Annotated in this window: 24 protein-coding genes and 1 riboswitch; of the genes, 13 read left to right on the top strand and 11 right to left on the bottom strand. The window is 36.5% G+C overall.

Annotated elements, in window-relative coordinates:
* Positions 1 to 118: 118 nt before the first annotated feature.
* Entirely contained in the window at positions 119 to 967 is an 849-nt protein-coding gene (locus M9892_09205) for an urea transporter (GenBank protein MCO5254527.1), read from the top strand.
* A gap of 151 nt (positions 968 to 1,118) precedes the next feature.
* Here the strand turns inward: M9892_09205 and M9892_09200 are convergent, their stop codons facing one another.
* The 3 genes from M9892_09200 to pheS all read right to left on the bottom strand — a co-directional run bounded on the left by M9892_09200 (position 1,119) and on the right by pheS (position 4,266).
* Entirely contained in the window at positions 1,119 to 1,982 is an 864-nt protein-coding gene (locus M9892_09200; GenBank protein MCO5254526.1) for an RNA polymerase sigma factor RpoD/SigA, read from the bottom strand.
* 97 nt (positions 1,983 to 2,079) lie between these two features.
* Positions 2,080 to 3,228 carry a 5-(carboxyamino)imidazole ribonucleotide synthase gene (locus tag M9892_09195; protein MCO5254525.1) on the bottom strand — a complete coding sequence of 383 codons (1,149 nt, stop codon included), beginning with the start codon at positions 3,226 to 3,228 and terminating at the stop codon, positions 2,080 to 2,082.
* Between the two features lie 24 nt (positions 3,229 to 3,252).
* Complete coding sequence (gene pheS / locus M9892_09190) at positions 3,253 to 4,266, bottom strand: phenylalanine--tRNA ligase subunit alpha (GenBank protein ID MCO5254524.1); 1,014 nt, start codon at positions 4,264 to 4,266, stop codon at positions 3,253 to 3,255.
* 498 nt (positions 4,267 to 4,764) lie between these two features.
* On the opposite strand from pheS, the gene M9892_09185 reads away from it, so the two are divergent.
* Positions 4,765 to 5,454 carry a hypothetical protein gene (locus tag M9892_09185; GenBank protein ID MCO5254523.1) on the top strand — a complete coding sequence of 230 codons (690 nt, stop codon included), beginning with the start codon at positions 4,765 to 4,767 and terminating at the stop codon, positions 5,452 to 5,454.
* Positions 5,455 to 5,470: 16 nt separating this feature from the next.
* On the opposite strand, the gene M9892_09180 is transcribed toward M9892_09185, so the two are convergent.
* Positions 5,471 to 6,184 (bottom strand): YggS family pyridoxal phosphate-dependent enzyme, encoded by a 714-nt coding sequence (locus tag M9892_09180; protein MCO5254522.1) that lies wholly within the window; start codon positions 6,182 to 6,184, stop codon positions 5,471 to 5,473.
* A gap of 136 nt (positions 6,185 to 6,320) precedes the next feature.
* Between M9892_09180 and M9892_09175 the strand changes: the two genes are divergently transcribed.
* From M9892_09175 to metF, 11 genes are all read left to right on the top strand, one after another.
* Positions 6,321 to 6,968, top strand: a complete 648-nt coding sequence (locus M9892_09175) for a DUF47 family protein (protein MCO5254521.1) — start codon at positions 6,321 to 6,323, stop codon at positions 6,966 to 6,968.
* Positions 6,968 to 8,029 carry an inorganic phosphate transporter gene (locus tag M9892_09170; protein ID MCO5254520.1) on the top strand — a complete coding sequence of 354 codons (1,062 nt, stop codon included), beginning with the start codon at positions 6,968 to 6,970 and terminating at the stop codon, positions 8,027 to 8,029. Before M9892_09175 ends, M9892_09170 begins: the two co-directional genes overlap by 1 nt.
* 91 nt (positions 8,030 to 8,120) lie before the next feature.
* On the top strand, positions 8,121 to 9,272 hold the full coding sequence (locus tag M9892_09165; GenBank protein MCO5254519.1) for a glycosyltransferase: 1,152 nt from the start codon (positions 8,121 to 8,123) through the stop codon (positions 9,270 to 9,272).
* Positions 9,273 to 9,360: 88 nt separating this feature from the next.
* Complete coding sequence (gene rplM / locus M9892_09160; GenBank protein ID MCO5254518.1) at positions 9,361 to 9,810, top strand: 50S ribosomal protein L13; 450 nt, start codon at positions 9,361 to 9,363, stop codon at positions 9,808 to 9,810.
* 9 nt (positions 9,811 to 9,819) lie between these two features.
* Complete coding sequence (rpsI, locus tag M9892_09155) at positions 9,820 to 10,206, top strand: 30S ribosomal protein S9 (GenBank protein ID MCO5254517.1); 387 nt, start codon at positions 9,820 to 9,822, stop codon at positions 10,204 to 10,206.
* 10 nt (positions 10,207 to 10,216) lie between these two features.
* Complete coding sequence (gene rpsB / locus M9892_09150; GenBank protein ID MCO5254516.1) at positions 10,217 to 10,978, top strand: 30S ribosomal protein S2; 762 nt, start codon at positions 10,217 to 10,219, stop codon at positions 10,976 to 10,978.
* A 53-nt stretch (positions 10,979 to 11,031) separates the two neighbouring features.
* Complete coding sequence (gene tsf / locus M9892_09145; GenBank protein MCO5254515.1) at positions 11,032 to 11,868, top strand: translation elongation factor Ts; 837 nt, start codon at positions 11,032 to 11,034, stop codon at positions 11,866 to 11,868.
* Between the two features lie 75 nt (positions 11,869 to 11,943).
* The gene (gene pyrH / locus M9892_09140) at positions 11,944 to 12,654 is read left to right on the top strand and encodes a UMP kinase (protein MCO5254514.1); all 711 of its coding nucleotides are present in this window, start codon (positions 11,944 to 11,946) and stop codon (positions 12,652 to 12,654) included.
* 11 nt (positions 12,655 to 12,665) lie between these two features.
* Positions 12,666 to 13,343, top strand: a complete 678-nt coding sequence (ung, locus tag M9892_09135; GenBank protein MCO5254513.1) for a uracil-DNA glycosylase — start codon at positions 12,666 to 12,668, stop codon at positions 13,341 to 13,343.
* A gap of 91 nt (positions 13,344 to 13,434) precedes the next feature.
* Positions 13,435 to 13,539: riboswitch (SAM riboswitch) on the top strand.
* Between the two features lie 58 nt (positions 13,540 to 13,597).
* On the top strand, positions 13,598 to 17,278 hold the full coding sequence (gene metH / locus M9892_09130) for a methionine synthase (protein MCO5254512.1): 3,681 nt from the start codon (positions 13,598 to 13,600) through the stop codon (positions 17,276 to 17,278).
* A gap of 18 nt (positions 17,279 to 17,296) precedes the next feature.
* Positions 17,297 to 18,253 carry a methylenetetrahydrofolate reductase [NAD(P)H] gene (gene metF / locus M9892_09125; protein MCO5254511.1) on the top strand — a complete coding sequence of 319 codons (957 nt, stop codon included), beginning with the start codon at positions 17,297 to 17,299 and terminating at the stop codon, positions 18,251 to 18,253.
* A gap of 72 nt (positions 18,254 to 18,325) precedes the next feature.
* On the opposite strand, the gene M9892_09120 is transcribed toward metF, so the two are convergent.
* The 7 genes from M9892_09120 to M9892_09090 form a co-directional block, all read right to left on the bottom strand.
* On the bottom strand, positions 18,326 to 18,778 hold the full coding sequence (locus tag M9892_09120) for a GNAT family N-acetyltransferase (GenBank protein MCO5254510.1): 453 nt from the start codon (positions 18,776 to 18,778) through the stop codon (positions 18,326 to 18,328).
* A 143-nt stretch (positions 18,779 to 18,921) separates the two neighbouring features.
* Positions 18,922 to 19,437: a hypothetical protein gene (locus M9892_09115; protein MCO5254509.1), complete on the bottom strand. Its 516-nt coding sequence runs from the start codon at positions 19,435 to 19,437 to the stop codon at positions 18,922 to 18,924.
* A 10-nt stretch (positions 19,438 to 19,447) separates the two neighbouring features.
* The gene (locus M9892_09110) at positions 19,448 to 19,765 is read right to left on the bottom strand and encodes a hypothetical protein (protein ID MCO5254508.1); all 318 of its coding nucleotides are present in this window, start codon (positions 19,763 to 19,765) and stop codon (positions 19,448 to 19,450) included.
* The gene (locus M9892_09105; protein MCO5254507.1) at positions 19,758 to 21,155 is read right to left on the bottom strand and encodes a hypothetical protein; all 1,398 of its coding nucleotides are present in this window, start codon (positions 21,153 to 21,155) and stop codon (positions 19,758 to 19,760) included. Before M9892_09105 ends, M9892_09110 begins: the two co-directional genes overlap by 8 nt.
* Positions 21,148 to 23,136, bottom strand: a complete 1,989-nt coding sequence (locus M9892_09100; GenBank protein ID MCO5254506.1) for a hypothetical protein — start codon at positions 23,134 to 23,136, stop codon at positions 21,148 to 21,150. The genes M9892_09105 and M9892_09100 overlap by 8 nt, the downstream gene beginning before the upstream one ends.
* Positions 23,133 to 23,936: a nucleotidyl transferase AbiEii/AbiGii toxin family protein gene (locus M9892_09095; GenBank protein MCO5254505.1), complete on the bottom strand. Its 804-nt coding sequence runs from the start codon at positions 23,934 to 23,936 to the stop codon at positions 23,133 to 23,135. The genes M9892_09100 and M9892_09095 overlap by 4 nt, the downstream gene beginning before the upstream one ends.
* On the bottom strand, positions 23,933 to 24,754 hold the full coding sequence (locus M9892_09090) for a transcriptional regulator (protein ID MCO5254504.1): 822 nt from the start codon (positions 24,752 to 24,754) through the stop codon (positions 23,933 to 23,935). Before M9892_09090 ends, M9892_09095 begins: the two co-directional genes overlap by 4 nt.
* Between the last annotated feature and the right edge of the window lie 326 nt (positions 24,755 to 25,080).

The following is a 25,080-nucleotide window of genomic DNA, read 5'->3' as shown; positions in this document are numbered from 1 at the left end:
CGCAACCGATACCGCACGCTAAAAGGTCAAGGCAATGTGCAATAAATATGATTTTGAATCTGATATACCGTGGACGATTATTAATAAATAGGGTATCAATCGTTAATAAACTTCCAAAATGGAAATTTCTATTTCAAAATTCATAAAAAGTGGTTTTAACAGCATCAGTCAGATTATGCTGCAAGAAAACATTTATACCGGTATGCTTTTTTTGCTTGGTATATTCTTTGGCTCTACATATATGGGATTAGGCGCAATTTTGGCAACATCAACTGCTACTGTTACCGCTCATCTATTCAAATACGAAAAAGATAATATAGAAAAAGGCTTATATGGATTCAGTCCTGCTTTGGTGGGTGTAGCTGTCATGCTGTTTTTTAAACCTGTTTTGCTTAGTTGGATTATTATTATGTTAGGTTCAGTAATGGCAGTTGTGATTCAGCACTTCTTTTTCAAACGCAAAATACCCGTGTTTACTTTACCCTTTGTATTGGTTACTTGGTTTTTTATCTATTTGGCAATCTATGTTTATCCAAGCATTTTAAATGATAAAACATTGTTCACCTCCTCTCAAATAGACAATTATTTATTTGCTGTTAAAGGATTTGGACAAGTCATTTTTCAAGTCGGTATTTGGTCCGGGGGCTTATTTATACTTGGGGTATTCATTCATTCTCCAATTGCCGGCATATATGGTTTGACGGGGGCGCTTTTAGCAGGAATTCTTGCTTATCCTTTTGTACCAACAGAAACAATAGCTAACGGATTGATAAGTTACAATGCTGTACTGTGCGCAATAGTTTTTGCCGGAAAGGATTATAAAAATTTTTTTAGCGCAATGCTATCCGTTGTGTTCTCCGTAATTTTTACGGTTCTTATGATGAAATTCAACATTATTGCTTTGACCTTCCCTTTTGTTTTGGGAGCTTGTTTGACATTATTATTAAAGCCACTTAACCCATCATAATCTCAAGTTGATTTGTATTATGGACATGTTTTTAATAGGAGCCTACCAATTTCTTGTAAATACGGGTTACAACAAAGACAGGCGATGTACTGCGATTATGTTATTTGTAAATAAAAAAGGGAGCGTTTTTTTGCTCCCTTCTTTATTTTGTTTATCCCAAATAGGTTTTAAGTATTTTACTTTTTGATGATTTTCGGAGCCTTCTGAGCGCTTTCTCTTTGATTTGTCTTACACGCTCTCTGGTAAGTCCTACCTTTTCGCTGATATCTTCTAAGGTATGAACAGGACCTCCGTCAAGTCCGTAATAATATCTCAACACATCTCTTTCTTTGTCGGAAAGCGTGCTAATAACACGGTTAATTTCTTTTTGCAAAGATTCATTTAGCAAAGGTGAATCGGGATCGGGTTCGTCATTGTTGTCCAATATTCCCAATAGGGTATTATCTTCTCCTTCGGTCAAAGGAGCATCAATGGATAAATGACGTCCTGAGGATTTGAAAGCATTTTCAACTTCTACAACAGAAATATCCAATTCTTTTGCAATCTCTTCTGATGTTGGCGGTCTTTCTAGTTCTTGTTCTAATTTGGCTGCTGCTGCAGCAATTTTACCTATTGAACTAACTTTATTTAGCGGTAATCTAACAATTCTTGACTGGTCTGCTAATGCCTGAAGAATGGATTGGCGAATCCACCATACTGCATACGAAATGAATTTAAAACCACGGGTTTCATCAAATCTTCTGGCTGCTTTTATCAATCCAAAGTTTCCTTCGTTGATAAGGTCGCCCAATGTTAATCCTTGGTTTTGATATTGTTTGGAAACGGAAACTACGAATCTGAGGTTAGCGTTTACCAATTTTTCTAATGCTTTTTGGTCGCCTTCTCTAATTCTTCTTGCAAGTTCCACCTCTTCTTGCGCATCAATCATTGGAACTTTACTGATTTCGTTGAGGTATTTGTCGAGGGATTTATTTTCCCTATTCGTAAACTGTTTACTTATTTTGAGTTGTCTCATTCGTACCGGCTGTGATTAAAATTTATGTTTGAATAAAACCTATTTTGCTTGCTTTTATTGCAAGGGTGCAAAATTACATAATTTACCTATGCAAATTTCACTTGGCTATGGCTTTAATTTTTTGTGCCAATTTTACCTTCTCAAAAAGAGCTTGTTTGTCTTTTGCTAACACTGTTATATGTCCTAATTTTCGGTGAGGTCTGCTCTCGGTTTTGCCATATAAGTGCACATAAATTCCTGGTTCTGCGAGTGCTTCATCAGTTTGACTAAGCGTATATTTTCCCGAAAAATCTTCCGGTCCCACAAGATTTAACATGGCTGCAGCACAAATTTTTTCTGTGTTTCCAAGAGGTAAACCAAGTAGTATTCGGTTCAATTGTTCAAACTGAGATGTATAACAAGCTTCAATGGTGTGATGACCTGAGTTATGTGGTCGTGGAGCAATTTCGTTTACCAAAACCTGACTGCCTTTTACAAATAATTCTACAGCAAACAATCCGGGCGAATGGAATGATAGTGCAGCTTTTTGCGAAATATCTTTACATTCTGCTTGAACAGCTGCGGGCAAATCAACTTCCGTGTGAAGAAACATAACCAGATTACTTATCGGGTCAAACTCCATAGCCACTAATGGAAATGTGCAAGAATTCCCTTTTTGATCGATGGCAACTATGACCGAAATTTCTATAACATTTTCTATGAATTGCTCAAAGAGTGTATTTTGGGTGGTGGCAAAGGGTCTGGCTCCTTTTCTTATTTTTTCTTTTGTCATGATGCTTACTCCTTTGCCATCATAACCTCCTTTGCGGGATTTTACTACTATCTTTTCTCCTGAAAATATTTCTAATTTTTCTACCCAGTCTTTTTCTTCTGTGAGATTATAAAATTTAGGAATAGCAATTCCTTTCTTTTCCAAATATTCGTTTTGAATCCCTTTATCATTAATGATTTGAAGCACAGATGGTTTTGGAATAATTTGTTTTCCTTCTTTTTCCAAACCGGCAATGGCTTCTGTATTGATATGTTCGATTTCAAATGTCAAAATATCTGAGGCTTCTGACAGTCTTCTTATATCTTCTTCGGATGTAATTTTTCCTTCAATAAAGTTTCCTCCCATTAACGAGCATGGTGAATTTGCAGCATCTAAAAAATTGTACTTAACTAACCACGGAGAACCGGCTTCTGCCAACATTTTTCCCAATTGTCCTCCTCCTATTATCCCTATTCTTTTTTCCGATGGCAACATGTTAGCGCTTTGGTTTATGTTATTTTAAAAGTGAGAGAATTGTGACAAGAATCGGATATCATTATAAAACATAGTTCGGATATCTTTAATACCATATTTGAGCATCGCTATTCTATCAACACCTAATCCAAATGCAAAACCTGAATATTGTTCTGTGTCTATATTTACATTCTTCAAAACACTTACATCTACCATTCCACAACCAAGTATTTCAAGCCAACCGGTTCCTTTTGTCAAACGGTAATCTTCTTCGGTTTCAGTTCCTAAAAAAACATCCATTTCTGCGCTTGGTTCTGTGAATGGAAAATAGGATGCTCTAAACCTTACGGGAAGGTCTTTTCCAAAAAATTCTCTTACAAAAAAGTATAAAGTTTGTTTAAGGTCAGCAAAACTTACATTCTTGTCCACATACAAACCTTCAATCTGATGAAAAAAACAGTTGGAACGTGCTGATACATCTTCATTTCTGTAAACTCTTCCGGGACAAATTACCCTTATGGGAGGTTTTTGTTTTTCCATTACCCTGATTTGAACAGAGGATGTATGTGTTCTGATAGCAAAATTATCATCCACAAAAAATGTGTCTTGCATATCTCTTGCCGGATGGTTTTCTGCAAAATTCAAGGCTGAGAAATTGTGATAATCGTCTTCAATATCTGGACCTTCTTCTGTTGAAAAACCTATTCTTTTAAAAATTTCGCTTATTTCCTGCATCACTACTGAAATTGGGTGTTTTCCACCAAAATTCATACTGTTTACAGGTAACGATAAATCTATTTTTTTATCTTGTTTAACCGCAGCTCCTTCATATTTTTCTTTTGCTTCTTCCCACTTTATTCTCGCTTTTTCTTTTAATTGATTAAGCGTTTTTCCAACTTCTTTTTTTTGATTGTTGTCAATATTTCGGAAGTCTTCAACCAACTCGTTTACCAAACCTTTTTTTACTAAAAATTTTATTCTGAAATCTTCGTTTGATTTAGCAGAGTCAATAACAAACTCATCAACCTGTTGTAAAACCTCTTTAATTTTCTCAATCATTTTTTTGGTGTGTAAGAGAGTGCAAAAATAACCAAGCTTTTGTTTTTTGCGGACTTATTCATCAAGAGTGGTCAATTACGATTCCAACAAAAGAAAATAATAATAAAGAAATTTAAATTTATTATTTGTTAGTTACCGATGTGAATAGTGGTAAAAATTGTTTCATCATCATTTGATTATATGAAAATCAACAAATCATTAACGCTAGAACAGGGTAAAACTCCTTGAATAATAACACTATTCACAATCTCATCAACCTGTGAATAAAGATAAATGTGGTATTCTTTTGCCAACAAATAATGTGGGTAGGGTGTAGGTATATGTGAGTTTCATCCACAGAGATTAACAAAGGATTTTTTGAAAACGTGAAAAAAGTCACTTATCCAAACTTATACCCAAATATTAACAAGATATGTGGGTAAACATGGGAGCGCTTAGTTGTGCAACAAATTTACCTTTAAAACAACAAAAGAATTAATATTTGCAAATCAAAATCAAATGAAAAAGGTACTGTTTCTATTGTTATCTCTATTTCTACTCTCTTGTTTTCAGGAGAATCATTATTACACAAATACTGTGGAAGAAAGTTCAAAAGAAAAAATTGATTCATTGAAGAGGGTTATAGAAGAAATGCAGAAAAATAATAAAGCACAGGTGCAAGATAGTATTAAAGGCACTGTCAAGCAGGATAGTATAAATAAAAAGCAACCCAAACCTGAAAAGAAGCCTAAAAAGAAAGAAGAAAAAAAACCGGTTAAGTTGTCAAAACCAACGATAAATACCCAAACCGACACAAACACAATAAAACTGAAAGATGGAAGAATATCAGTAACTTTTGGAGTCAGAAGAGAAAACCGGCAACTTATCAGAATATATGGTATGCAAGGGCAAATCATATACACATTTGAAAACATCAACCTAAGTTATAGAATTTCAACAAGTTTGGGATTAAGAGAAGACAATACGGTAAAAACAGCAATAACAAGCACCAATCCAGGTGCAAGCATGTATTGGTATGAAACGTACTACACTTTTGACCAAGACAATGAGCCATTAACAAAAGTAGAAAAACGGCTTCCGGCAAAGACTATAGAGGATTCAAAGGGAGAAAAATACTTCTGGAAAAAAGACAAGAAAAAATGGATAAAGCAAGAGATAGTGCTAGAGACCAATCCTATTCCTCACTAAAAGAAACAATAGCTAATTAATGCCAAACTTGGTTTCCGGGAATTCTATTGCCAAAGATGGCGGAGCCGACACGCACCATATTTGTACCCTCTTCAATCGCTATTTCAATATCGTGAGACATTCCCATCGAAAGCATAAGAGAGTCAATCCCCTCAATCCCTTGATTCAGAACATTATCTCGCGTTTTTTTGAGTAGTTTCAAGCAAGGACGCATAACTTCAAAATCAGAATCCAAAAGACCTATTGTCATCAACCCCCTTACTTTGAGCGTTTCAAAAGGCTTTAATTCCTTAATAAATGAAATTGCCCTTTCAGGCGGGATGCCAAATTTACTTTCTTCATTCGAGGTATTTATCTGAACAAATATATCTATGCTCTTAGCCAAATTCTGTAAGCGTCTGTCAAGTTGTTCAGCAACATCTATCCTATCCAAAGATTGAATACAATCTGCATATTTAATTACTTCTTTGATTTTATTGGTTTGCAGATTACCTATAAAATGTCTTTCAATATTGAGTTTTGATAATACCTCATCTTTATCTTTCAGTTCCTGCACTTTATTTTCGCCAATGAGTTTCTCACCGGCATCAACAGCAATTTTAATTCTTTCAGGATCAACAGTCTTTGTTGCCAGCAACAATCTGACATCAGCAGGATTTCTTCCGAATTTTTTACAAGCGTTTTCAATACGTTGATGAACCACTTTAAGGTTGTGAACAATATCATCCATAGCACCTGCAAAGTTAGTCAATAGCCATAGTATCCGGTTATTAATAATGGATGGAAATCAAGTAATTTTCTAAAAAACTTTCCTTCATTTTATTGGTTAAATCTGTTTAGCTTTGCACCATTCTTAAAAATGAATTATGGGATTTTCTCTCAATGATATCTTTCAGTTTTTAGTTCCCAAAGACAAAAAGTTTTTTCCTTTATTTGAACAAGCAACCACCAAGCTTGTAAAACTAACATCCAATCTCAATGATGCAGCAAATGCAACGGTAGAAGAAAGAGAAATGCACTATCAACAGATAGTAGAGTTGGATGCAGAAATCGAAAAAATAACACACAAAACACTCATTGAACTGAGCAAAAACTTTCTCACACCCTTTGATCGAGAAGACATCCATGCCATGATAACATCCATTGACGGTGTTACTGATTTTATGCACGACTCTGCCAGCAGAATGAGAATGTATCAAGTAGAGAAAATCACCAAACCGATAAAGAAGCTCACCGAATTAAATTTAGAAGCCACAAAACTTATTGCAGAATGTGTCATTGACCTTAGAGACCATAGGTTTGACAGGGTAGCCGTTAATTGTAAAAAAATAAACAAACTTGAAACAAAAGCGGATGAGATATTTGATAAAGCGATAGAGAAACTATTTGAGAATGAAACAGATGCAAAAAAGATTATTCAATACAAAGAAGTTCTTTCCGCTTTAGAATCTGCAACAGACAAATGCAAAAGTGTCTCCCATGTTTTGGAAGCTATTTCGGTTAAATATTCATAATGGAATTAACATTATTAACCATCGTCATCGTTGTAGCTCTTGTCTTTGATTATCTAAATGGCTTTCATGACGCTGCCAATTCTATTGCCACAATAGTTGCCACACGTGTTCTAACTCCTTTACAGGCGGTTTTATGGGCTGCATTTTTCAATTTTATGGCGTATTTTATTTCTCTATATTGGATAGGGGGATTTAAAATAGGAAATACCATTGCCAAAACTGTACACCCCGATTTTATTAATCTTGAGGTTATTTTAGCCGGTTTATTAGCTGCTATATCATGGAGTCTGATAACATGGAAATTCGGTATCCCTTCTTCTTCCTCGCATACCCTTATTGGAGGTTTTATGGGTGCGGCACTCATGCATGCATACATGTCGGGTGGTGATATGGGAGATGTGGTCAATTACGCCAAAGTAATCCCCATCGTACTTTTTATTTTTCTGGCACCCAATATCGGGCTCGTTATCGCTTATTTTATTACCGTTGCCATCATGTGGATTTGCCGAAATACAGTATTCTATAAGGCAGAAAAATGGTTTAGAGGGCTTCAACTCGTATCTTCTGCTTTGTTTAGCTTAGGGCATGGCGCCAACGATGCACAAAAAGTAATGGGTATTATTGGTGCTGCCGTAATTTATTACCATGTTCAGGGAGGGCACACAGAATGGGTTAATGCTCCGGACCAATTTGGACACTTTGTTGAAGAATGGGGCTGGGTTCCCTTAGTGAGTTTTGTTGTAATAGGACTCGGAACGATGTCGGGCGGATGGAAAATCATTAAAACAATGGGTTCCAAAATTACCAGAGTAAACTCTTTGGAGGGTGTAGGAGCAGAAACTGCCGGTGCTATCACACTCTATGTAGCCGAACATTTCGGAATACCTGTTTCTACTACGCATGTCATCACAGGAGGTATCATTGGCGTGGGAGTTACCAAGCGCGTATCGGCTGTTCGTTGGGGTATTACCATCAAATTACTCTGGGCTTGGATTCTCACCATTCCCGTCTCTGCCATCATAGCCGGAATTTTTTATATGATGCTCAATGCATTTCTTTGAGCTTGTATAATTTAATCCCCCAATAAATCTTACCTTTCAATTTATTCTTGAATTAAGTCGGGAATAATTCATTAATGAAATAGTCTTTTCTTTGCAGCCGAAAGCAGAGTACTTGGAATTAGTGTATTCAACCAATACCCCAACAGTTTGTCAACTCAGCTCATTACATTATGCGCTGGATACTCGTATTTTTTATAAATACGCGCTTAGTCTTGTCCAAAAATATAAAGTTGTTGTTGTGGGAATTCACTCCCAAAAAGAAACAATCAAAGGGGTTCAAATTATACCATTCAGAGAATACAGAAACAGAAGTTTGAGAATATTTACTTCTTGGCTTTTAATGTTTTTTAAAGCCCTGAGAATCAAAGCCGATTTGTATCATATTCATGATCCGGAATTGATGCCTTGTGCCATCTTACTTCGTTTGATTGGCAAGAAAGTAATCATAGATGTACATGAAAATATTGCAGACGATATATTCGATAAAGAATGGGTACACAACAAAAGAGCAACATTCAGAATATTTGACTATGTGGAGCGTATTGCTTGCAAAAATGTTCCCGTTGTTTTAGCAGAAGAATCCTATTTGAAAAGATATTCTGAGTTTGCACCCAATATAACCGTAATTCAAAATTATGTTGAACCCGAATTATTTGAACAGTTTAAAAGCAACAACAGAAACCCCCTGCATCTTTTTTACATTGGAATAATTTTGGAAAGCCGATGTATTAGTGAAATAATGGAATCTATGAACGAACTGCATACAAAAAATTTGCCCGTTCATTTTCATTGTGTCGGACGTTTGTACTCTCGCATAGAAAGCAGCATCATTTCGCACCGATATTATCCTAAGCTCAAACCTTATTTGCACTTCTACGGCAGAATGAATCTCGAGGCCGGATACACTATTTCTAAACAATGTGGCATTGGTTTATGTCTTATCAAACCCATGAAAAACTCTGTGGAATCCAAACCCACTAAACTATTTGAATATATGGCATGCGGACTTCCGATTATTACCAGCCATTTTCCACTTTATCGTAAGTTAGTGGAAGAAACAGAAACAGGTTTAACAGTCAACCCGGAAAACATAAAACAAATTTCAGATGCTATTCAAAAGTTGATTGCAGACGAAGAATTAATAAAAAAGTTCTCACAAAATGCAATCTATTGCGCCCAAAAAAAGTTCAATTGGGAATCAGAAAAGGCTAAACTCCTTGATTTATATGAGAACTATGTTTGAAAAAATGTTTACAAAATAATTTTCAAAGTTCATTTGTTTAGTATTTATAGTCTTTCTATATTTGCAACCCCAAAAAAATAGGTTAGACGTGAATACCCTGAGCTACAAAACAATATCAGCAAATTCTGCGACAGTAAACAAGAGATGGTTTATTGTAGATGCTGAAGGTCAAAACTTGGGAAGATTATCTTCTCAGATTGCAAGTGTCCTAAGAGGCAAAAACAAGCCCGACTTTACACCCCACGTAGATTGTGGAGATTATGTAATAGTTGTCAATGCAGAGAAAGTCCACATTCCGGATGGAAGAATGACCCAAAAGGAATATATCTCCCACTCAGGATACCCCGGTGGACAAAGAAGAATAACACCCCAAGAGCTTTTAAACAAGAAGCCTTTTGCCCTTGTAGAAGAAGCAGTTAGAGGTATGTTGCCCAAAAACAGATTGGGAAGAAAAATATTCCACAACATGTTTGTATATGTTGGTAGCGAACACCCACATCAGGCTCAAAAACCACAAGAATTAAAATTTGATATCTAATATAATAAAATGGAAGCAATAAACACCATTGGCAGAAGAAAATCCTCAATTGCAAGGATTTATTTTAAACCCGGTAAAGGAAAAGTCCAAATAAACAGCAAAACGCTGAAAGAGTACTTTCCTGTTGCAACTCACCAAAACATGGTGACATTACCACTTTCACTTCTTAACGCAAACGAATCTTTTGATATAGATGTAAATGTTTCAGGAGGCGGAATTACCGGACAGGCAGACGCAATTAAGCTTGCTATCGCAAGAGCATTATGCGAAATCGACCCTGAAAATCGTCCGGTTCTTAAACAACACAAACTTCTTACCAGAGACCCACGCATGGTAGAAAGAAAGAAATTCGGTCAAAAGAAAGCAAGAAAACGCTTCCAATTCTCTAAACGTTAAGATTATTACAATGTCACAAATAAGCACAAAAGATTTATTAGACGCAGGTTGTCACTTTGGACACCTTACCCATAAATGGAGCCCTAAGATGGCACCCTATATCTTTATGGAAAAAGACGGTATCCACTTGATTGACCTCAACAAAACCCTTGTTAAGATTGAAGAAGCTAAACAAGTGATTAAAAACATGGTTAAATCAGGCAGAAAAGTACTGTTTGTTGCAACCAAAAAACAAGCTAAAGAAATTGTTGCAGAAGCTGCTAAGTCTGTTGACATGCCTTATGTCACCGAAAGATGGCTGGGGGGTATGCTAACTAATTTTGCTACTGTTAAGAAGTCTATCAAAAAGATGCAAACCATCGAAAAGAACATGAAAGACGGAACTTTTGAAGCCTTGGCTAAAAAAGAGAAGTTGGTTCTTTCAAGAGAGCAAGAAAAACTGGTTAAATTCTTCAGTGGAATCGAAAACATGCACAAATTGCCTGCATTGATTTTCATAGTTGATGTGAAAAAAGAACATATTGCGGTTGCAGAGGCTTTGAAACTTAATATTCCTACCATTGGCATGGTGGACACTAACTCAGACCCTACTAAGATTGACTATGTTATCCCTGCTAATGACGACTCTGCTAACTCAATTCAATTTATTGTAAACCAGATTGTGGACACAATAAAAGAAGCAGCTCAAGAACACAAAGCAGAAAAGGACGAAGAAGTAGCAAAGAAAAAGGCTGAAAAGGATTCAGCTAAAGAACTTGAAACAGAAGCGTAATAGCAACTCTTTCGGGTATCATTCATTTTGTATTTTAAAGTATTAATTCATTTATGACAACAATAAGTGCATCTGACGTAAACAAACTCAGACAAATGACAGGAGCAGGTATGATGGACTGCAAAAAAGCTCTTGTAGAAGCAGGTGGTGATTTTGACAAAGCCATTGAACTGCTTAGAAAAAAAGGACAAAAAATTTCTATGAACAGAGCAGACAGAGATGCTCAAGAAGGAGCCGTTATAGCGCTTACCTCTGCTGATAAAAAATCCGGAGTGGTTATTGAGCTAAACTGCGAAACTGACTTTGTGGCAAAGAATGCTGATTTTGTTGCTTTTGCTAACCAAATTGCCAATCTTGCATTAACCAAAAAGCCTTCTGATATTGCAGCTCTCAAAGCTCTTTCTATTGATAACCTCACTGTAGAGCAAAAAATAGTAGAAGAAATGGGAAAGACCGGTGAGAAAATGGATATCTCTTCTTATGAGGTTTTGGAAGGCAATAACATCATTTCTTATATCCATGCAGGAAACAGAATTGGTGTGTTGGTTGCTTTGTCTAACGCTCCATCAGATGCAAATACTGCTGCAGGAAAGGACGTAGCTATGCAAATTGCAGCTATGAACCCCATTGCTTTGGACGAAACATCTGTTTCTGAAGAAGTGAAACAACGCGAAATTAACCTTGGAAAGGAACAAGCAATCCAAGAAGGAAAACCTGCTGAAATGGCTGAAAAAATCGCAATGGGAAGACTTTCTAAATTCTACAAAGAATACACTTTGATTAATCAGGAATTTGTTAAAGACTCTTCTAAATCTATCAAGAAAATGCTTGCCGATACTGAATCAAATCTTGCAGTTGTAGGATTTAAGCGTGTTGGCTTAGGTGCATAATATTAATTAAGAAAAACTTGAAAAGCTCCCAAAGGAGCTTTTTTTTTGCCCAAACATTCAAGTACAGTTTTAAACATGAAAAAATACAATAGAATCCTTCTTAAACTCAGTGGAGAATCCTTGATGGGAAATAACCAATTTGGTATAGATCCCAATATTCTTGAACAATATGCAAACGAGGTTAAATCCGTTGTGGACTTGGGAGTAGAGGTTGCTATTGTAATTGGAGGTGGCAATATTTTTAGAGGTGTGCAAGGGGTTCAAAAAGGACTGGCAGACAGAGCCCAAGCAGATTATATGGGGATGCTGGCAACTGTTATCAATGCAATGGCTTTGCAAGGCGCATTAGAAAAAGTAGGACTTTCAACTCGTTTGCAATCCGCTATCAAAATGGAACAAATTTGTGAGCCTTTTATCCGCAGAAAAGCAGTCAGACACCTTGAAAAAGGACGTGTTGTGATTTTTGGTGCAGGAACCGGAAACCCTTATTTTACCACAGACTCTGCCGCTTCTTTGAGAGCCGTTGAAATAGAAGCAAATGTAATTTTAAAAGGTACACGTGTGGATGGTGTTTATTCTGCCGACCCCGAGAAAGACGCTTCGGCTACAAAGTTTGATAATATTAGCTTTGCGGAAGTATATAGCAAAGGGTTGAACATTATGGACTTAACCGCTATTACGCTTTGTCAGGAGAACAACCTGCCTATTCTTGTGTTTGATATGAACAAACCCGGAAACTTGTTGCGACTCATGAAAGGCGAAGCTGTTGGTACTCTTGTATCTTAATAAGTTTACCCATGTCTGTGGTAAAGCTTCATGAATCATGGCTCGAACATCTCAAACAAGAGTTTGAATCCGAGTATATGATAAACCTGAAAGCCTTTTTGCAAAAGGAAAGAGAATCGGGAAAGAACATATATCCGCCCAATAATCAAATCTTCCAAGCCCTTAATTTGACACCATTAAACAAAGTCAAAGTTCTTATTCTGGGACAAGACCCCTATCATGGCATTGGACAAGCGCATGGTTTGAGCTTCTCGGTTCCGGATAATATAAAGTTTCCTCCTTCTTTACAGAATATTTTTAAAGAGTTAGGAGCAGATTTGGCAATACCTTTTCCACGCTCGGGAAACCTCACAAATTGGGCAGAACAGGGTGTGTTGTTATTAAACGCTACTTTGACTGTGCGACAGTCCGAAGCCGGCTCACATCAAAACAAAGGCTGGGAACAGTTTACAGACAAAATTATCAAAACAGTCAGCGAACGAAATGAACATGTTGTTTTTATACTCTGGGGAAAATTTGCCCAAGACAAAATCCCCTTGATTGACCCTGACAAACACCTGATACTCGCATCTGCACACCCATCGCCATTCTCAGCTGACAGAGGTTTCTTTGGCAGCAGACATTTCTCTAAAACCAATGCGTATTTGTCTCAAAACGGGATAAAACCCATTGATTGGAGACTTGGATAGTCATCAACCCCATATTTCTATTGACAAACAGGATTTTATTTAAGGAATATTTACTTACTTTTGCACCCGTATTCGCTCATTTACATTCGAAATGTTATCAAGAAAGGTGGAGGGAATGGACCCTATGAAACCTTGGCAACCTCTTTTTTAAAAGAACGGTGCTACATTCTACTTGAGAAATCAGGAGAGATAACCCATAATTTCAAGACCCAATCACTTCTTGACAACATTTCGGTTTATAAATAAATATTGAAATGAACACAAAGAAGAAGATATCAGACTTATTAGAACAAAGAATTTTAATTCTCGATGGTGCTATGGGCACCATGATTCAGCGCTATAAACTCACCGAAGATGATTATAGAGGCGAAAGATTTAAGGATTGGAAACATTCACTCAAAGGCAATAATGATTTACTGTCTCTCACACAACCGCACATAATCGGGGCAATACACAGAGCATATCTTGAAGCCGGTTCGGACATTATAGAAACCAACACCTTTTCTTCTACAACCGTGGCTATGGCTGATTATCACATGGAAGAATTTGTCTATGAACTGAATTATCAATCTGCCAAAATTGCACGAGAGGCTTGTGATGAATTTACTGCCAAAAATCCATCAAAGCCCAGATTTGTTGCAGGAGCTATGGGTCCAACCAATAGAACCGCTTCGCTATCACCCAATATTAACGATCCCGGATTTCGGGCTATTACCTTTGAAGATTTGCGTAAAGCTTATAAACAGCAAGCAGAAGCATTGATAGACGGTGGTGCAGATATCTTGCTTGTCGAAACCATTTTTGACACCCTCAATGCCAAAGCTGCCCTCTTTGCCATAGACCAAATACAAGAAGAAAAAGGAATTGAAATTCCCATTATGGTGAGCGGAACCATCACAGATGCTTCCGGCAGAACACTCTCCGGACAAACAGCAGAAGCATTTTTAATATCCATTTCACATCTTGATTTATTGAGTGTCGGATTCAATTGTGCTTTAGGTGCAAAACAGTTGACACCTTACTTAGAATCTATTGCAAATAAAACAAGCTATTACACCTCAGTGTATCCCAATGCCGGATTGCCCAATGCTTTTGGACAATATGATGACACACCGGAATTTATGTTGGAGCAAGTCAAAGAATACATTGACAAAGGTTTGGTCAATATTCTCGGGGGGTGTTGCGGAACCACCCCGGATCATATCAAAGCTTTTGCAGATTATGTGGCACACACTTCCTACAAGTTACGCAATACCAATCAACAACAAACCGAGCAAACTAAGCCCCTGCGTTTATCCGGTTTAGAACCCTTGGTAATTACCGCAGAATCCAACTTTATCAATGTGGGAGAGAGAACCAATGTTGCCGGCTCAAAAAAATTCTTAAGACTGATTAAAGAAGAAAAATATGCCGAAGCACTTGATATTGCAAGAGAACAAGTAGAAGGAGGTGCGCAAATATTGGATGTGAATATGGATGATGGTTTGTTGGACGGGGTTTATGCCATGAGAAAATTTCTGAATCTGATTGCTTCTGAACCGGACATCGCCAAAATTCCCATGATGATTGATTCTTCCAAATGGGAAATTCTTGAAACCGGACTACAAGTGATGCAGGGCAAGTGTGTGGTAAATTCAATTTCTTTAAAAGAAGGAGAAGAAAAATTTGTGCACGAAGCCACTGTTATCAAAAGATATGGCGCGGCAGTCATTGTTATGGCTTTTGACGAAACCGGACAAGCTGATAATTTGAGCAGAAGAATTGAAATTTGTAAACGCTCCTATAATTTGCTGGTCAACAAAGTACATTTTCCGGCAGAGGATATTATCATTGACTTAAATATATTTCCGGTTGCAACCGGTTTAGAAGAACACAAACGAAACGCCCTTGATTTTATTGAAGCTACACAATGGGTGCGCCAGAATTTGCCTTATGTATCGGTGAGTGGAGGTGTTTCTAACGTTTCTTTTTCATTTAGAGGAAATGATACCGTTCGAGAAGCTATGCACTCGGTTTTTTTGTTTCATGCCATCAAAGCCGGAATGAATATGGGTATTGTGAACCCATCTTTGTTGACAGTATATGATGATATTCCTAAAGAATTATTAAAATTGGTTGAAGACGTTATGCTCAACCGCAATGAAGATGCAACAGAAAGATTATTGCAGTATTCGGAAACAATTCAATCAGTCAAAAAAGAAAAAGTAGAAGACCTTGCATGGAGAAATCAAGATGTGCAAAGCAAAATAACACACGCATTGGTCAAGGGCATTGATAAATTTATAATTGAAGATGTTGAAGCAGCCAGACTACAAGCCTCAAAACCCTTAGATGTCATAGAAATTAATCTGATGAACGGGATGAGCGTAGTAGGAGATTTGTTTGGAAGCGGAAAAATGTTCTTGCCACAAGTGGTCAAATCTGCAAGGGTAATGAAAAAGGCTGTAGCCTACTTGCAACCCTTTATTGAAGCTGAAAAAGACCTGGCAAAACCCTCTGCAGGGAAGATTGTGATGGCAACCGTAAAGGGAGATGTACACGACATAGGCAAAAACATTGTGTCTGTTGTGTTGGGTTGCAACAACTACGAAATTGTGGACTTAGGTGTCATGGTTCCGGCTGAAAAAATCATTCAAACTGCAATTGACGAGAATGCAGATGCCATTGGGCTGAGCGGTTTGATTACACCCAGCTTAGATGAAATGGTGCATGTTGCTTCCGAATTAGAAAGAAAACAATTAAAATTCCCTTTACTGATTGGTGGTGCTACCACATCAAAGGCTCACACTTCCGTTAAGATTGACCCTGTTTATACTCAAACTGTTGTTCATGTGAATGATGCTTCCAGAGCGGTGGGCGTAGTATCTAATCTGTTAAACAAGGATAAAAATGCAGATTACGGATTAGCAATTAAAAACGAATATCAGGATTTTAGACAACAATTTCTGAATCGCAGGAGTAACAAAGAATACGTCAGTCTTGAATTTGCAAGAGAAAACAGATATAAAATTGAGTTTAGACAAGAGGACATTATAACCCCAAATATGCTCGGAATTACCATCATTGAAGACCAAGACTTGGAAAAATTGTTGGAGTTCTTCGATTGGTCGCCTTTTTTCAGAAGCTGGGAACTGCACGGGAAATATCCGGATATTTTGAATGATGAGAAAATTGGAAAACAAGCCACCGAAGTGTTTAATGATGCGCAAGTTATCATTCGCGACATCATTCAAAATAAGAGGTTGAAAGCAAGGGCAATTTTTGGTCTTTTTCCTGCCAACTCTGTCAATGATGATCTTTTTGTGAAAGATGAAAAAGGAAATAAAATAGCCAAGTTTATTACCCTGCGCCAACAATACAAGAAATCAGACAATAGCTACCTTGCCTTAGCCGATTTTGTAGCACCCGAAAACACCGGAATCACTGACTATATGGGTTGTTTCTGTGTGAGTGCGGGATTTGGCACAGAAGAAATGGTTGCAGAATACAAAAACAAACTGGATGATTATAATGCCATATTGGTTCAGGCGTTGGCAGACCGCTTTGCAGAAGCATTTGCAGAGTATTTGCATCATCAGATTAGAACACAATACTGGGGATATGCAGCCACAGAGAAATTGAGTAATACAGAAATTATCCGTGAGGCTTACAGAGGCATCAGACCGGCTCCCGGCTATCCCGCTTGTCCCGACCATTTGGACAAAAAAACCATTTGGGATTTGCTTCAAGTGGAAGAAAAAATTGGAGTTAAACTCACCCACGGTTTTGCTATGTGGCCCGCAGCCAGCGTGAGTGGATATTATTTTGCCCACCCGGAAAGTAAGTATTTTGGCGTTGGAAAAATTCAGCCGGACCAGTTTCAAGAATATATCCAAAGAAGAGGCATAACAGAGGATGAAGCCAAAAAATGGCTGAATGCAAACCTTGTTGATTAAACCCACAAAAAATTCAGAATGAAAATTACAGAACATATTAAAAATGCAAAGGGTAAGACCCTTTTTTCCGCAGAAATTGTCCCCCCTACCAAAGGAACAAGCATTGAAGATTTATATAATAATATAGACCCCTTGATGGAGTTTAAACCCCCTTTTATTGATGTTACTACTTCCAGAGAAGAGTATGTCTTTATTGACAGAGGAAATGGTTTAATGGAGCGCAAAATCACCCGAATGAGACCGGGAACCTTGGGAATCTGTGCCTCCATACAACACAAATACAACGTGGATACAGTGCCCCATGTGCTTTGTGGAGGGTTTACCAAGGAAGAAACGGAGTACTTGCTCATAGACTGTCTGTATTTGGGAATCGAAAACATAATGGCTCTTAGAGGAGATGCCATGAAAGGTCAAACACACTTTCAACCCACAGAAGGCGGACATACTTATGCAAAAGACTTGGTCAAACATCTTAACGATTTGTGTGATGGCAAATACCTGAGCGGAGAAATTACACATGAATACGAAAAAAAATTCTGCATTGGTGTAGCCGGTTATCCGGAGAAACACATTGAAGCACCTTCTCTGAAATATGATTTGCAAAGGTTGAAAGAAAAAGTTGACGCAGGAGCGCATTATGTTGTTACCCAAATGTTTTTTGACAATAAAAAATTCTTTCGTTTTGTAAATGAAGCAAGAGCATTGGGAATTACTGTCCCCATTATTCCGGGAATCAAACCCATTGCCACCAAAACACACCTGAAAATGCTTCCCAAAGTATTTAAAATAGACTTGCCAGAAGACTTGATAAATGCAGTAGAATCAGCCAAAGACAACCATGCTATCAAACAAATAGGAATAGAGTGGGCAATAAATCAGTGCAAGGAACTCATTGAATTTGGTGTGCCCGTTCTGCATTTTTATTCAATGGGCAAAAGCGACAATATCAGACAGATTGCGAAGGCAGTGTTTTAGTCTTGTAGGGTGACGAGTGGGGCTTCCTTCGACTAACTCAGGACGCCTAACAGTTCCTGTATCTTTTGGTTTTTAACCTTTAAACACCATATTGTACATATCAATGCCTTTTGCCCAAAAATCCTTTTTTATTTCTGTTAATTCAAATCCGCTTTTTTCATAGAATTTGTAAGCGAATTGGGAAGTCCTGACCGTTACTTTTTTAATGGTATTAATTGATTTTAGTTTTTCGATTCTATAATTTAAGAGTTGAGTTCCTAAATGTTTTCCTTGATAATCAGGATGAAATATATCCCAACTAATTTTGCCTATTGACTTGTCGTCTGTAAAGTTGATTCCACCACATCCAACAATTTTTTTGTCATAAAGTAAAACAAAATAAAGTTCTCTTTCCGTTTCTAAATATTTCTTTAAGTCGTCTTCTTCTTCAGGTGCAAAAAACTTTGGTGTATTTAACTTGATTAAATTAATTACGTCATTCTTGTCATTTGTTTGGTATTCTCTTATCGTAATCAAATTATGAATTGTTTTAAACGTAATTGCAAAATACGTGTTTTGTGTCTTGTCTTTTATAGCCGTGGTTGGTGTTGTCACCAACCACTCCTAAAATGGCGAGTATCCATATTTTATTGAATGATTGTGGCATAATTGATTGTTTGAATGTAAAATTAAAACCGTTCAAACGTTTTTTGTTTATTCATTTTCATCATAGCCCACGGTTTAAACCGTGGGCTATGAATGTACACGAATATATTTACAATGGTTTTAACCATTTTATGCTGATTTTTAAAGTTTTGTGATAATGCAGGTTTTAGGTAAGGGTATTCGGTTGGTTTTTCTTGGTGTGGTTGGTGACAACACCAACCACGGCTAGAAATATTGAAGTTTTTAATATATTTTCTAATCCCCCATCGTGTGCTAAAAGAAAGTGGAAAAGCGCTATACCCATCGCTTTCAAAGTCAGGATTTAGCAATAAACTAAAACCAGAGCCAGCTATTTCTATTTTTAGCTCTTTGTAACTTATCAGTTCAATTACATATGAAACAGTCACTCCATCAAGACTTTTTACTGTTTGGAAGTTTCTGAAATATAGCTTGTCAAATACATTGCTAACCTCGCTAAAGTAAGCGGGAAGCCGGTCTGACGATATTAACTTTGATACTCGGGGATAGAATTTAGGCATAAGTTATTAATTAAGAAACCCTGAAAATGTTAAAATCCACAAATTCGGTTAGAAGAAAAATCAATGAAATAACAAAAAAGAAAGTATTAATTGTCCAAATAATAGGTGAAGACTTTGTAATGTGATGTTTTTTTAATTGCCACAAAACAATCCATACAATAGGATAACCATAAATAAAGGCATAACCAAACAAATCACCAATTCTTTCTGAAAGAGTGTAAGCTGCATAACGAGTTGGAGATATAAATAATGTAAATATAAATAACGCAAAAATTACTATATTGATAATAAACAATGCCCAGTCAATATATTTTAAATATTTAATCATTTGTGAGTGTTATGTCTGTTATGTCTGTGAGGATTTTTGCCTTTAACCAAGGTAAAAATTTAGTCTCAAAAAAATATTTCTTGTTGTTTTCAATATTTGTTAAATCAGTAGCGTTTAACATATCATTAGAAGAGTCAAATTTAAATATTTTGTATCCCAAAAAAGGAATAGCAAAGGGATCTAAATTAGCAGCCATCGTAACTCCAATGTCTGCCACCCTCAATCCTTCACTTTTTTTCTTCCCCCACATCCAAAAAGCATCCTTGCCGTAAAAGGGTAATATTGTAGCCCAAAACTCAGCGAACAAAGTTAACCTTTCATTCAAAGACTTATGATTAATATGATTTGATTCCTTTGTAGTTTCAGTTAAAAAAATATGCCATGCTTCGCTTTCAGGTATCCATTGAAACTTATTCATACCTATATATTTAGCAAACCCAAAATGAATGCTAAATATCAACCATCTTTTATCTGCTGTATGTGACATAGGTTGAGGTTCTCCTGGTATAAATGCAGCTAGGTGGTTGAATTTTAAGCGAGATTTACCTGTGTAGTATAATTCAAAAACGTCAGATAATCTGGGTTTTTCGCTATTATTATTTAAATAATAACTTTCTAATTTTTTATATGCGTAATAGATACCTATTGCATCCACATTTCCAAATAAATCAGCATCAGGAGCTGATATTTCATAATATCTATCTCTTTCTGTTTCTGAAGCAGGTGGATTTTTTATTTTTTTGTCATCTTTATACTTAGACTCTCCATTTATTCTATGTTGTAATACCTCTGATATTGGTGTTGCAACATTTGCTAACCAGCCCGCTAAATCATTAATCCTTCTTAAAGGTATTGAATTATAGGATCTGCTATATGTTTTTGGACTTCTATTAGGATTAGGTTCCTGATATGTATCATATTCCTTGTAATCCCCGACATCTTTTTGATAAACCAATGATTCAAACCCATATAGAACCTGACCTAAATCTATTTTATTCCCGTTGTGTACCAAATAAGGACTAGGATTATCTCCTATTCCATTCTCACTTGCTTGCGATGTTAATCTTTCATAAACTATTGATTTATTCATTAAAAAGAAGTGTTCCCAATAAAGTCTTCTTTCATTATTCACTGAATCATAATAAGATGCTAATGGGATAGTATTGTTAAAAACATCTCCTATAAATGGTGCTTGAATAGAATTAAATTTTATTGCATCACCATAATAATGTACTCTAATTCTTGTACAGGTCTTTTTTAAATCTTTATCATCAAAAACATTGAAATATATATCTTCTACAACTTTCAAATCACTGATAAATTGCGCAATGCTGATATTTGGGTTCACAGCCTTTTTGTCATTCTGTATGTTTAAATAGTTGTTAGACATTATATGAGGTATTGGTTATACTGTAAATCTGGAGGGAGGGAGAGGCAGGCTTCCTAACAAAGGAGTCAGACAAGCCTGTACCTAAAATGCTTATGGAAGCGGAGATGTATCGTTGGTCGCTGTCATCGCTCAACATCTCTTCACCTGTTATTCCAACTCTCGGGATTGAGTGAGGCAAGCTTAAATCACTGTCTGTTCCTATCTGGGTAATAAAATCCATATATTGGCTTTTAATCAGCCCTATACTGAACATTATCCCAGTTCTTTCAGATTTGTTGTGTCCGTTGATTACAAAGGAATCTCGTTTCGGCAATTTAGAATCATCAATTTTTAATGCTGTGTTGTCAGATGAAGAAAGATTGTATGCAAGCTCATTTCCTGCAAAATTTTCGTTCTCAACTTTTATGTAAAAATCGGTATTTATTGCCGTTTTTTCGGGTAAAAACCAACGAGCATTGAGTGATGTTTTTTTAGAAAGAAATATCTTTTCGTCAGTTCCTTTGTATTGTAAATACACGGTTTCATTGCCGTCTGAATTGATAATTTCAACTTCCGGCAAAAAGTTATTGGTGTACGTTCTGAAACTCACTTTTAGTCCACCAACCAACTCAATCCGTTTTTCAGTGTAGAGCGTAAGAATTGAAATTTCAGAAAGACCTTGTGTTGGATTGCGAAACCAAAACAGCGAATAGTTTTCAGGCAAACCATCAAAATCTTCTTTTTTAAAATTTCCGTTGCTAAATGTTTTTCCCCAATCTTCTATTTCTTTTTGTTTCCCATTTTTGCATAACAAATACATTCGGTCTGTTTTTGAAAGAACGTCTGTTTCAATCCAAAAATCATTACTTAATTGTTGTGTTCCCGCACTTACAAATAATCTTACATCACGGTCAGGGAATTTTGCAATCCATTTATTGAAATTGTCTTTGAGTTCAAGTCCTTCTGTGAAATCAAGCGGAAGCGTTTTAGACCAACCATTTATTTCATACAAGTTTTCAAGTGTATCAAATTTCAAATCTTCGGGATAATCATTAGAAGAATACATTCTGTACGAAAACTTAATTTCTTCATCATTGGTATTTACTTTGAATTGAAGGAACAAAGGTGCAATCGTGTAATTTCTTTTCTTTCGTAGTGTTGTTCCCTCTTCAATTTCTTCGTGAGTTTCGCCTGTCCATTTCCTATATTGGCGTTGTATGGTTTGAATGATAGAATTTGCTAACTCATCATCTTTTTTCAAAAAGTCTAATGTGTTTTTAGGAATTAAATCCGTTCTGCTGTTTTTGATTTTTTCTTGCAAAAAACGGTCTTCGTAAAAAGTATCAGGAACTAACCCGATAGCTTCAAATAATTCCGGTAAACGGTTTAAAAACTTTGGCGGTAAAACGCATTGCGAAAAAACTTTCCCAACATAAATCCAATTAGTATTTGAAAACGGAATGAGGTTGAATACTCCCAAATCTCCGTTGTTTTTTATATTTGCCCAAGTTGCTAAATCTTCCCACAAACAATTTATTTGATTGCTGTTAAAATCGTTTGTCCCGATGTTTTCATTTATTTGATGATTTTGTAAAAAGGCATTCAGTCTGCCATAATAGTTGTTTGCTCTTAAGTTAGTGTCATCTACATTTTCTACTAACGGTAATACAATGAAAATTAGGAATGAAATGTACGGTGGAAAAATAACAGGAACATCATCTATTGTAGCAAATGTTCCGTCCGATTTCTTTAAGCCAACAAGGTTGTTTTTTGAATGAGCAAATTTTGCTTTTGCAATAGTATTTCCGTTTGAACCCGGAATGCCACGCTTGATAGAAGTGATAAAATCATTCCAAATATTTTCTTCTGTTTCATCAGTAAAATGTGGCCTCCCAATGTTTATGATGTCGTTCTTGGTTAGGTACAAATAAATGTCCCTACCTGCGTTGGCAGGATTGAAAAAGTATTCTGATATGATATTATTCCACTCTAAGTATTTCATAGTTTCACATTCCTAAAACAACGTAATGTTTCTCTCTCTACTTGTTCAAAGTCGGGCAGGTCTTTTATTTGTTCTTTCAACGAAGATTGCCAACGCCCTTTGTATTGAGGTAAACGCTCGTTTAGTTTTGTTGAAAAATCTTCTGCTTTCAAGCCCTTACTTTCGCATTTGGTTTTAAATTCGTTTAAGTAGAAATCAACTTCCATTTCGTATTGTGTAAGCAAATACCATAAGTCGTAAAAATCTCTTGCTTGCATTCGTTGCATTACCGAACGCATTTTTTCAACCAACACTTCTTCCAACGGATAGCACAACAGTTGATGCACTTCCAAGTCGGTGTAATCCGTGAATACGTTTTTCATCACAGAATCAAAAACCAATTGCTCACTTCGTGAAATGTCCACTTTCACTCGCTTGTTGCTGCCTTGTCCGCCAAGCGGACCAATGTAGCTGATGTAAAAATTGATTCCACCGTCTTCGTGTTGGTTGTCGTCAATAATTTCAAGGGGAATATTTGCTTCTTCTTTTATGAAGTCAAATGTTTGTTTGAACCAATCAAAAATTTGTTCGTTGGTTGTTTCGTTGTTCAGCAAAGTGAAATCAAGGTCTTCCGAAAAACGGTAATCTTCAAAATAGATTTTCTTCAACACCGTTCCGCCTTTGAACACAATTGCTTTTGAAAGCTGTTCGTGCTTTGCAACGCCAAACAAAATCCACGAAAGAATATAATCCTTTTCAATCTGTTGGTCTCGAACGCCTGCTGTTCTTGCTTTTTGTTGTATTTCGCCCGGTTTTATCACGTGTATATTGCTGATTTAATTGTTTCTGTTTCCAAATTTTGTAACACACTCCAACGTGTGTTGTATTTTCCCGTTTTTGGTAATTCTGTATCAAGCGTGATGTATGAAACCGTTTTTAGTTTCTGTAATTCATCAATGATGTTAGTTTTTATTTCCAACAATTCTAACAAAAAACCTAACCGCTTTATCACAGCTTGCGAATTAAAACGCTTTGCGTATTCAAGTAAAGTGTCGTATTTTATTTTGTCTTTTGAAACGAAGATTGCTCTTGCTATTTCAACAATTCCTCCTGCGTAGTTAGGTTTGAACAAACAATCAATAAAAGTTTTTTCTAAGTCGGAACACAACACTTTGTGAAAACTGTCAATCCACATTTTTTTTGCACCGAAAAAATGTTTCTCGTTGTGATAGATGAATTGAAAAGGGACTTCTTTGATTTTAATTTCCGAAGGTCGTAATTGTTTTGAAACAACGATTTGTTCTTTCAAAGAAGGCTGTGTAATCAAGTTGTGAATTTGCAAAGCCGAATAATAACCGATGTAATGCTGTGCATCGTTTACGATGTATTCGGCAATCAAATGCCAATCGGGCATAAATGTTTCTGCGTTGGCTTCATAAGGAATGACGTGATAAATTCCTTCTTTCAAACGCATCAATAGTCCACGCTTGGTCATATCACTCAACAACTCTCGAATTGCTCCCGCTTTTGAATTTGGCAATGCTTTTTGAGCCAAAGCAAAGTCAAAACAAGGCTGCTGCTGCTCGTTGCAATACGACAACAATTCGTTTGATTGTGTTGATATGTATTTATTTCTCATAGAAACAATATCAGGAATTTGCTGACTACAAAGATATGAAAAATGTAATTAGAAGCAATAAAAATATTGTCTGATGTTGAAAAATCAGATTTTAACTGATAATTAAGATATGAAACATATTTGTCGGTGGGTGGCAAAAAACGGCTCTTTTGCAAACTTTGGGTGGTGGGTGGGCTTGGTGCGGTTTGCAAATGTGCCGTTTGTGCGTTGGTTTTAGAACTTCAAAATTTTTCTGTGTGGTGGGAAAAAATAAATCTTAAATTAAAATTCAGCTTTGCTGTCCGCTGTCAAAATGGTTTGCAATTTATTGTCTGCACTTTTTCGCC

This window comes from Bacteroidota bacterium (assembly GCA_023957335.1).
Classification (GTDB): domain Bacteria; phylum Bacteroidota; class Bacteroidia; order NS11-12g; family UBA955; genus JALOAG01.
The sequence above is the reverse complement of the archived record's forward strand: the minus strand, read 5'-3'. Positions and strand labels throughout refer to the sequence as shown.

Coding starts and splice junctions, on each gene's coding strand:
- M9892_09205 (MCO5254527.1), top strand. CDS start 119: ATGGAAATTTCTATTTCAAAATTCATAAAAAGTGGTTTTAACAGCATC.
- M9892_09200 (MCO5254526.1), bottom strand. CDS start 1,982: ATGAGACAACTCAAAATAAGTAAACAGTTTACGAATAGGGAAAATAAA.
- M9892_09195 (MCO5254525.1), bottom strand. CDS start 3,228: ATGTTGCCATCGGAAAAAAGAATAGGGATAATAGGAGGAGGACAATTG.
- pheS (MCO5254524.1), bottom strand. CDS start 4,266: ATGATTGAGAAAATTAAAGAGGTTTTACAACAGGTTGATGAGTTTGTT.
- M9892_09185 (MCO5254523.1), top strand. CDS start 4,765: ATGAAAAAGGTACTGTTTCTATTGTTATCTCTATTTCTACTCTCTTGT.
- M9892_09180 (MCO5254522.1), bottom strand. CDS start 6,184: ATGGATGATATTGTTCACAACCTTAAAGTGGTTCATCAACGTATTGAA.
- M9892_09175 (MCO5254521.1), top strand. CDS start 6,321: ATGGGATTTTCTCTCAATGATATCTTTCAGTTTTTAGTTCCCAAAGAC.
- M9892_09170 (MCO5254520.1), top strand. CDS start 6,968: ATGGAATTAACATTATTAACCATCGTCATCGTTGTAGCTCTTGTCTTT.
- rpsI (MCO5254517.1), top strand. CDS start 9,820: ATGGAAGCAATAAACACCATTGGCAGAAGAAAATCCTCAATTGCAAGG.
- rpsB (MCO5254516.1), top strand. CDS start 10,217: ATGTCACAAATAAGCACAAAAGATTTATTAGACGCAGGTTGTCACTTT.
- tsf (MCO5254515.1), top strand. CDS start 11,032: ATGACAACAATAAGTGCATCTGACGTAAACAAACTCAGACAAATGACA.
- pyrH (MCO5254514.1), top strand. CDS start 11,944: ATGAAAAAATACAATAGAATCCTTCTTAAACTCAGTGGAGAATCCTTG.
- ung (MCO5254513.1), top strand. CDS start 12,666: ATGTCTGTGGTAAAGCTTCATGAATCATGGCTCGAACATCTCAAACAA.
- metH (MCO5254512.1), top strand. CDS start 13,598: ATGAACACAAAGAAGAAGATATCAGACTTATTAGAACAAAGAATTTTA.
- metF (MCO5254511.1), top strand. CDS start 17,297: ATGAAAATTACAGAACATATTAAAAATGCAAAGGGTAAGACCCTTTTT.
- M9892_09115 (MCO5254509.1), bottom strand. CDS start 19,437: ATGCCTAAATTCTATCCCCGAGTATCAAAGTTAATATCGTCAGACCGG.
- M9892_09110 (MCO5254508.1), bottom strand. CDS start 19,765: ATGATTAAATATTTAAAATATATTGACTGGGCATTGTTTATTATCAAT.
- M9892_09105 (MCO5254507.1), bottom strand. CDS start 21,155: ATGTCTAACAACTATTTAAACATACAGAATGACAAAAAGGCTGTGAAC.
- M9892_09100 (MCO5254506.1), bottom strand. CDS start 23,136: ATGAAATACTTAGAGTGGAATAATATCATATCAGAATACTTTTTCAAT.
- M9892_09090 (MCO5254504.1), bottom strand. CDS start 24,754: ATGAGAAATAAATACATATCAACACAATCAAACGAATTGTTGTCGTAT.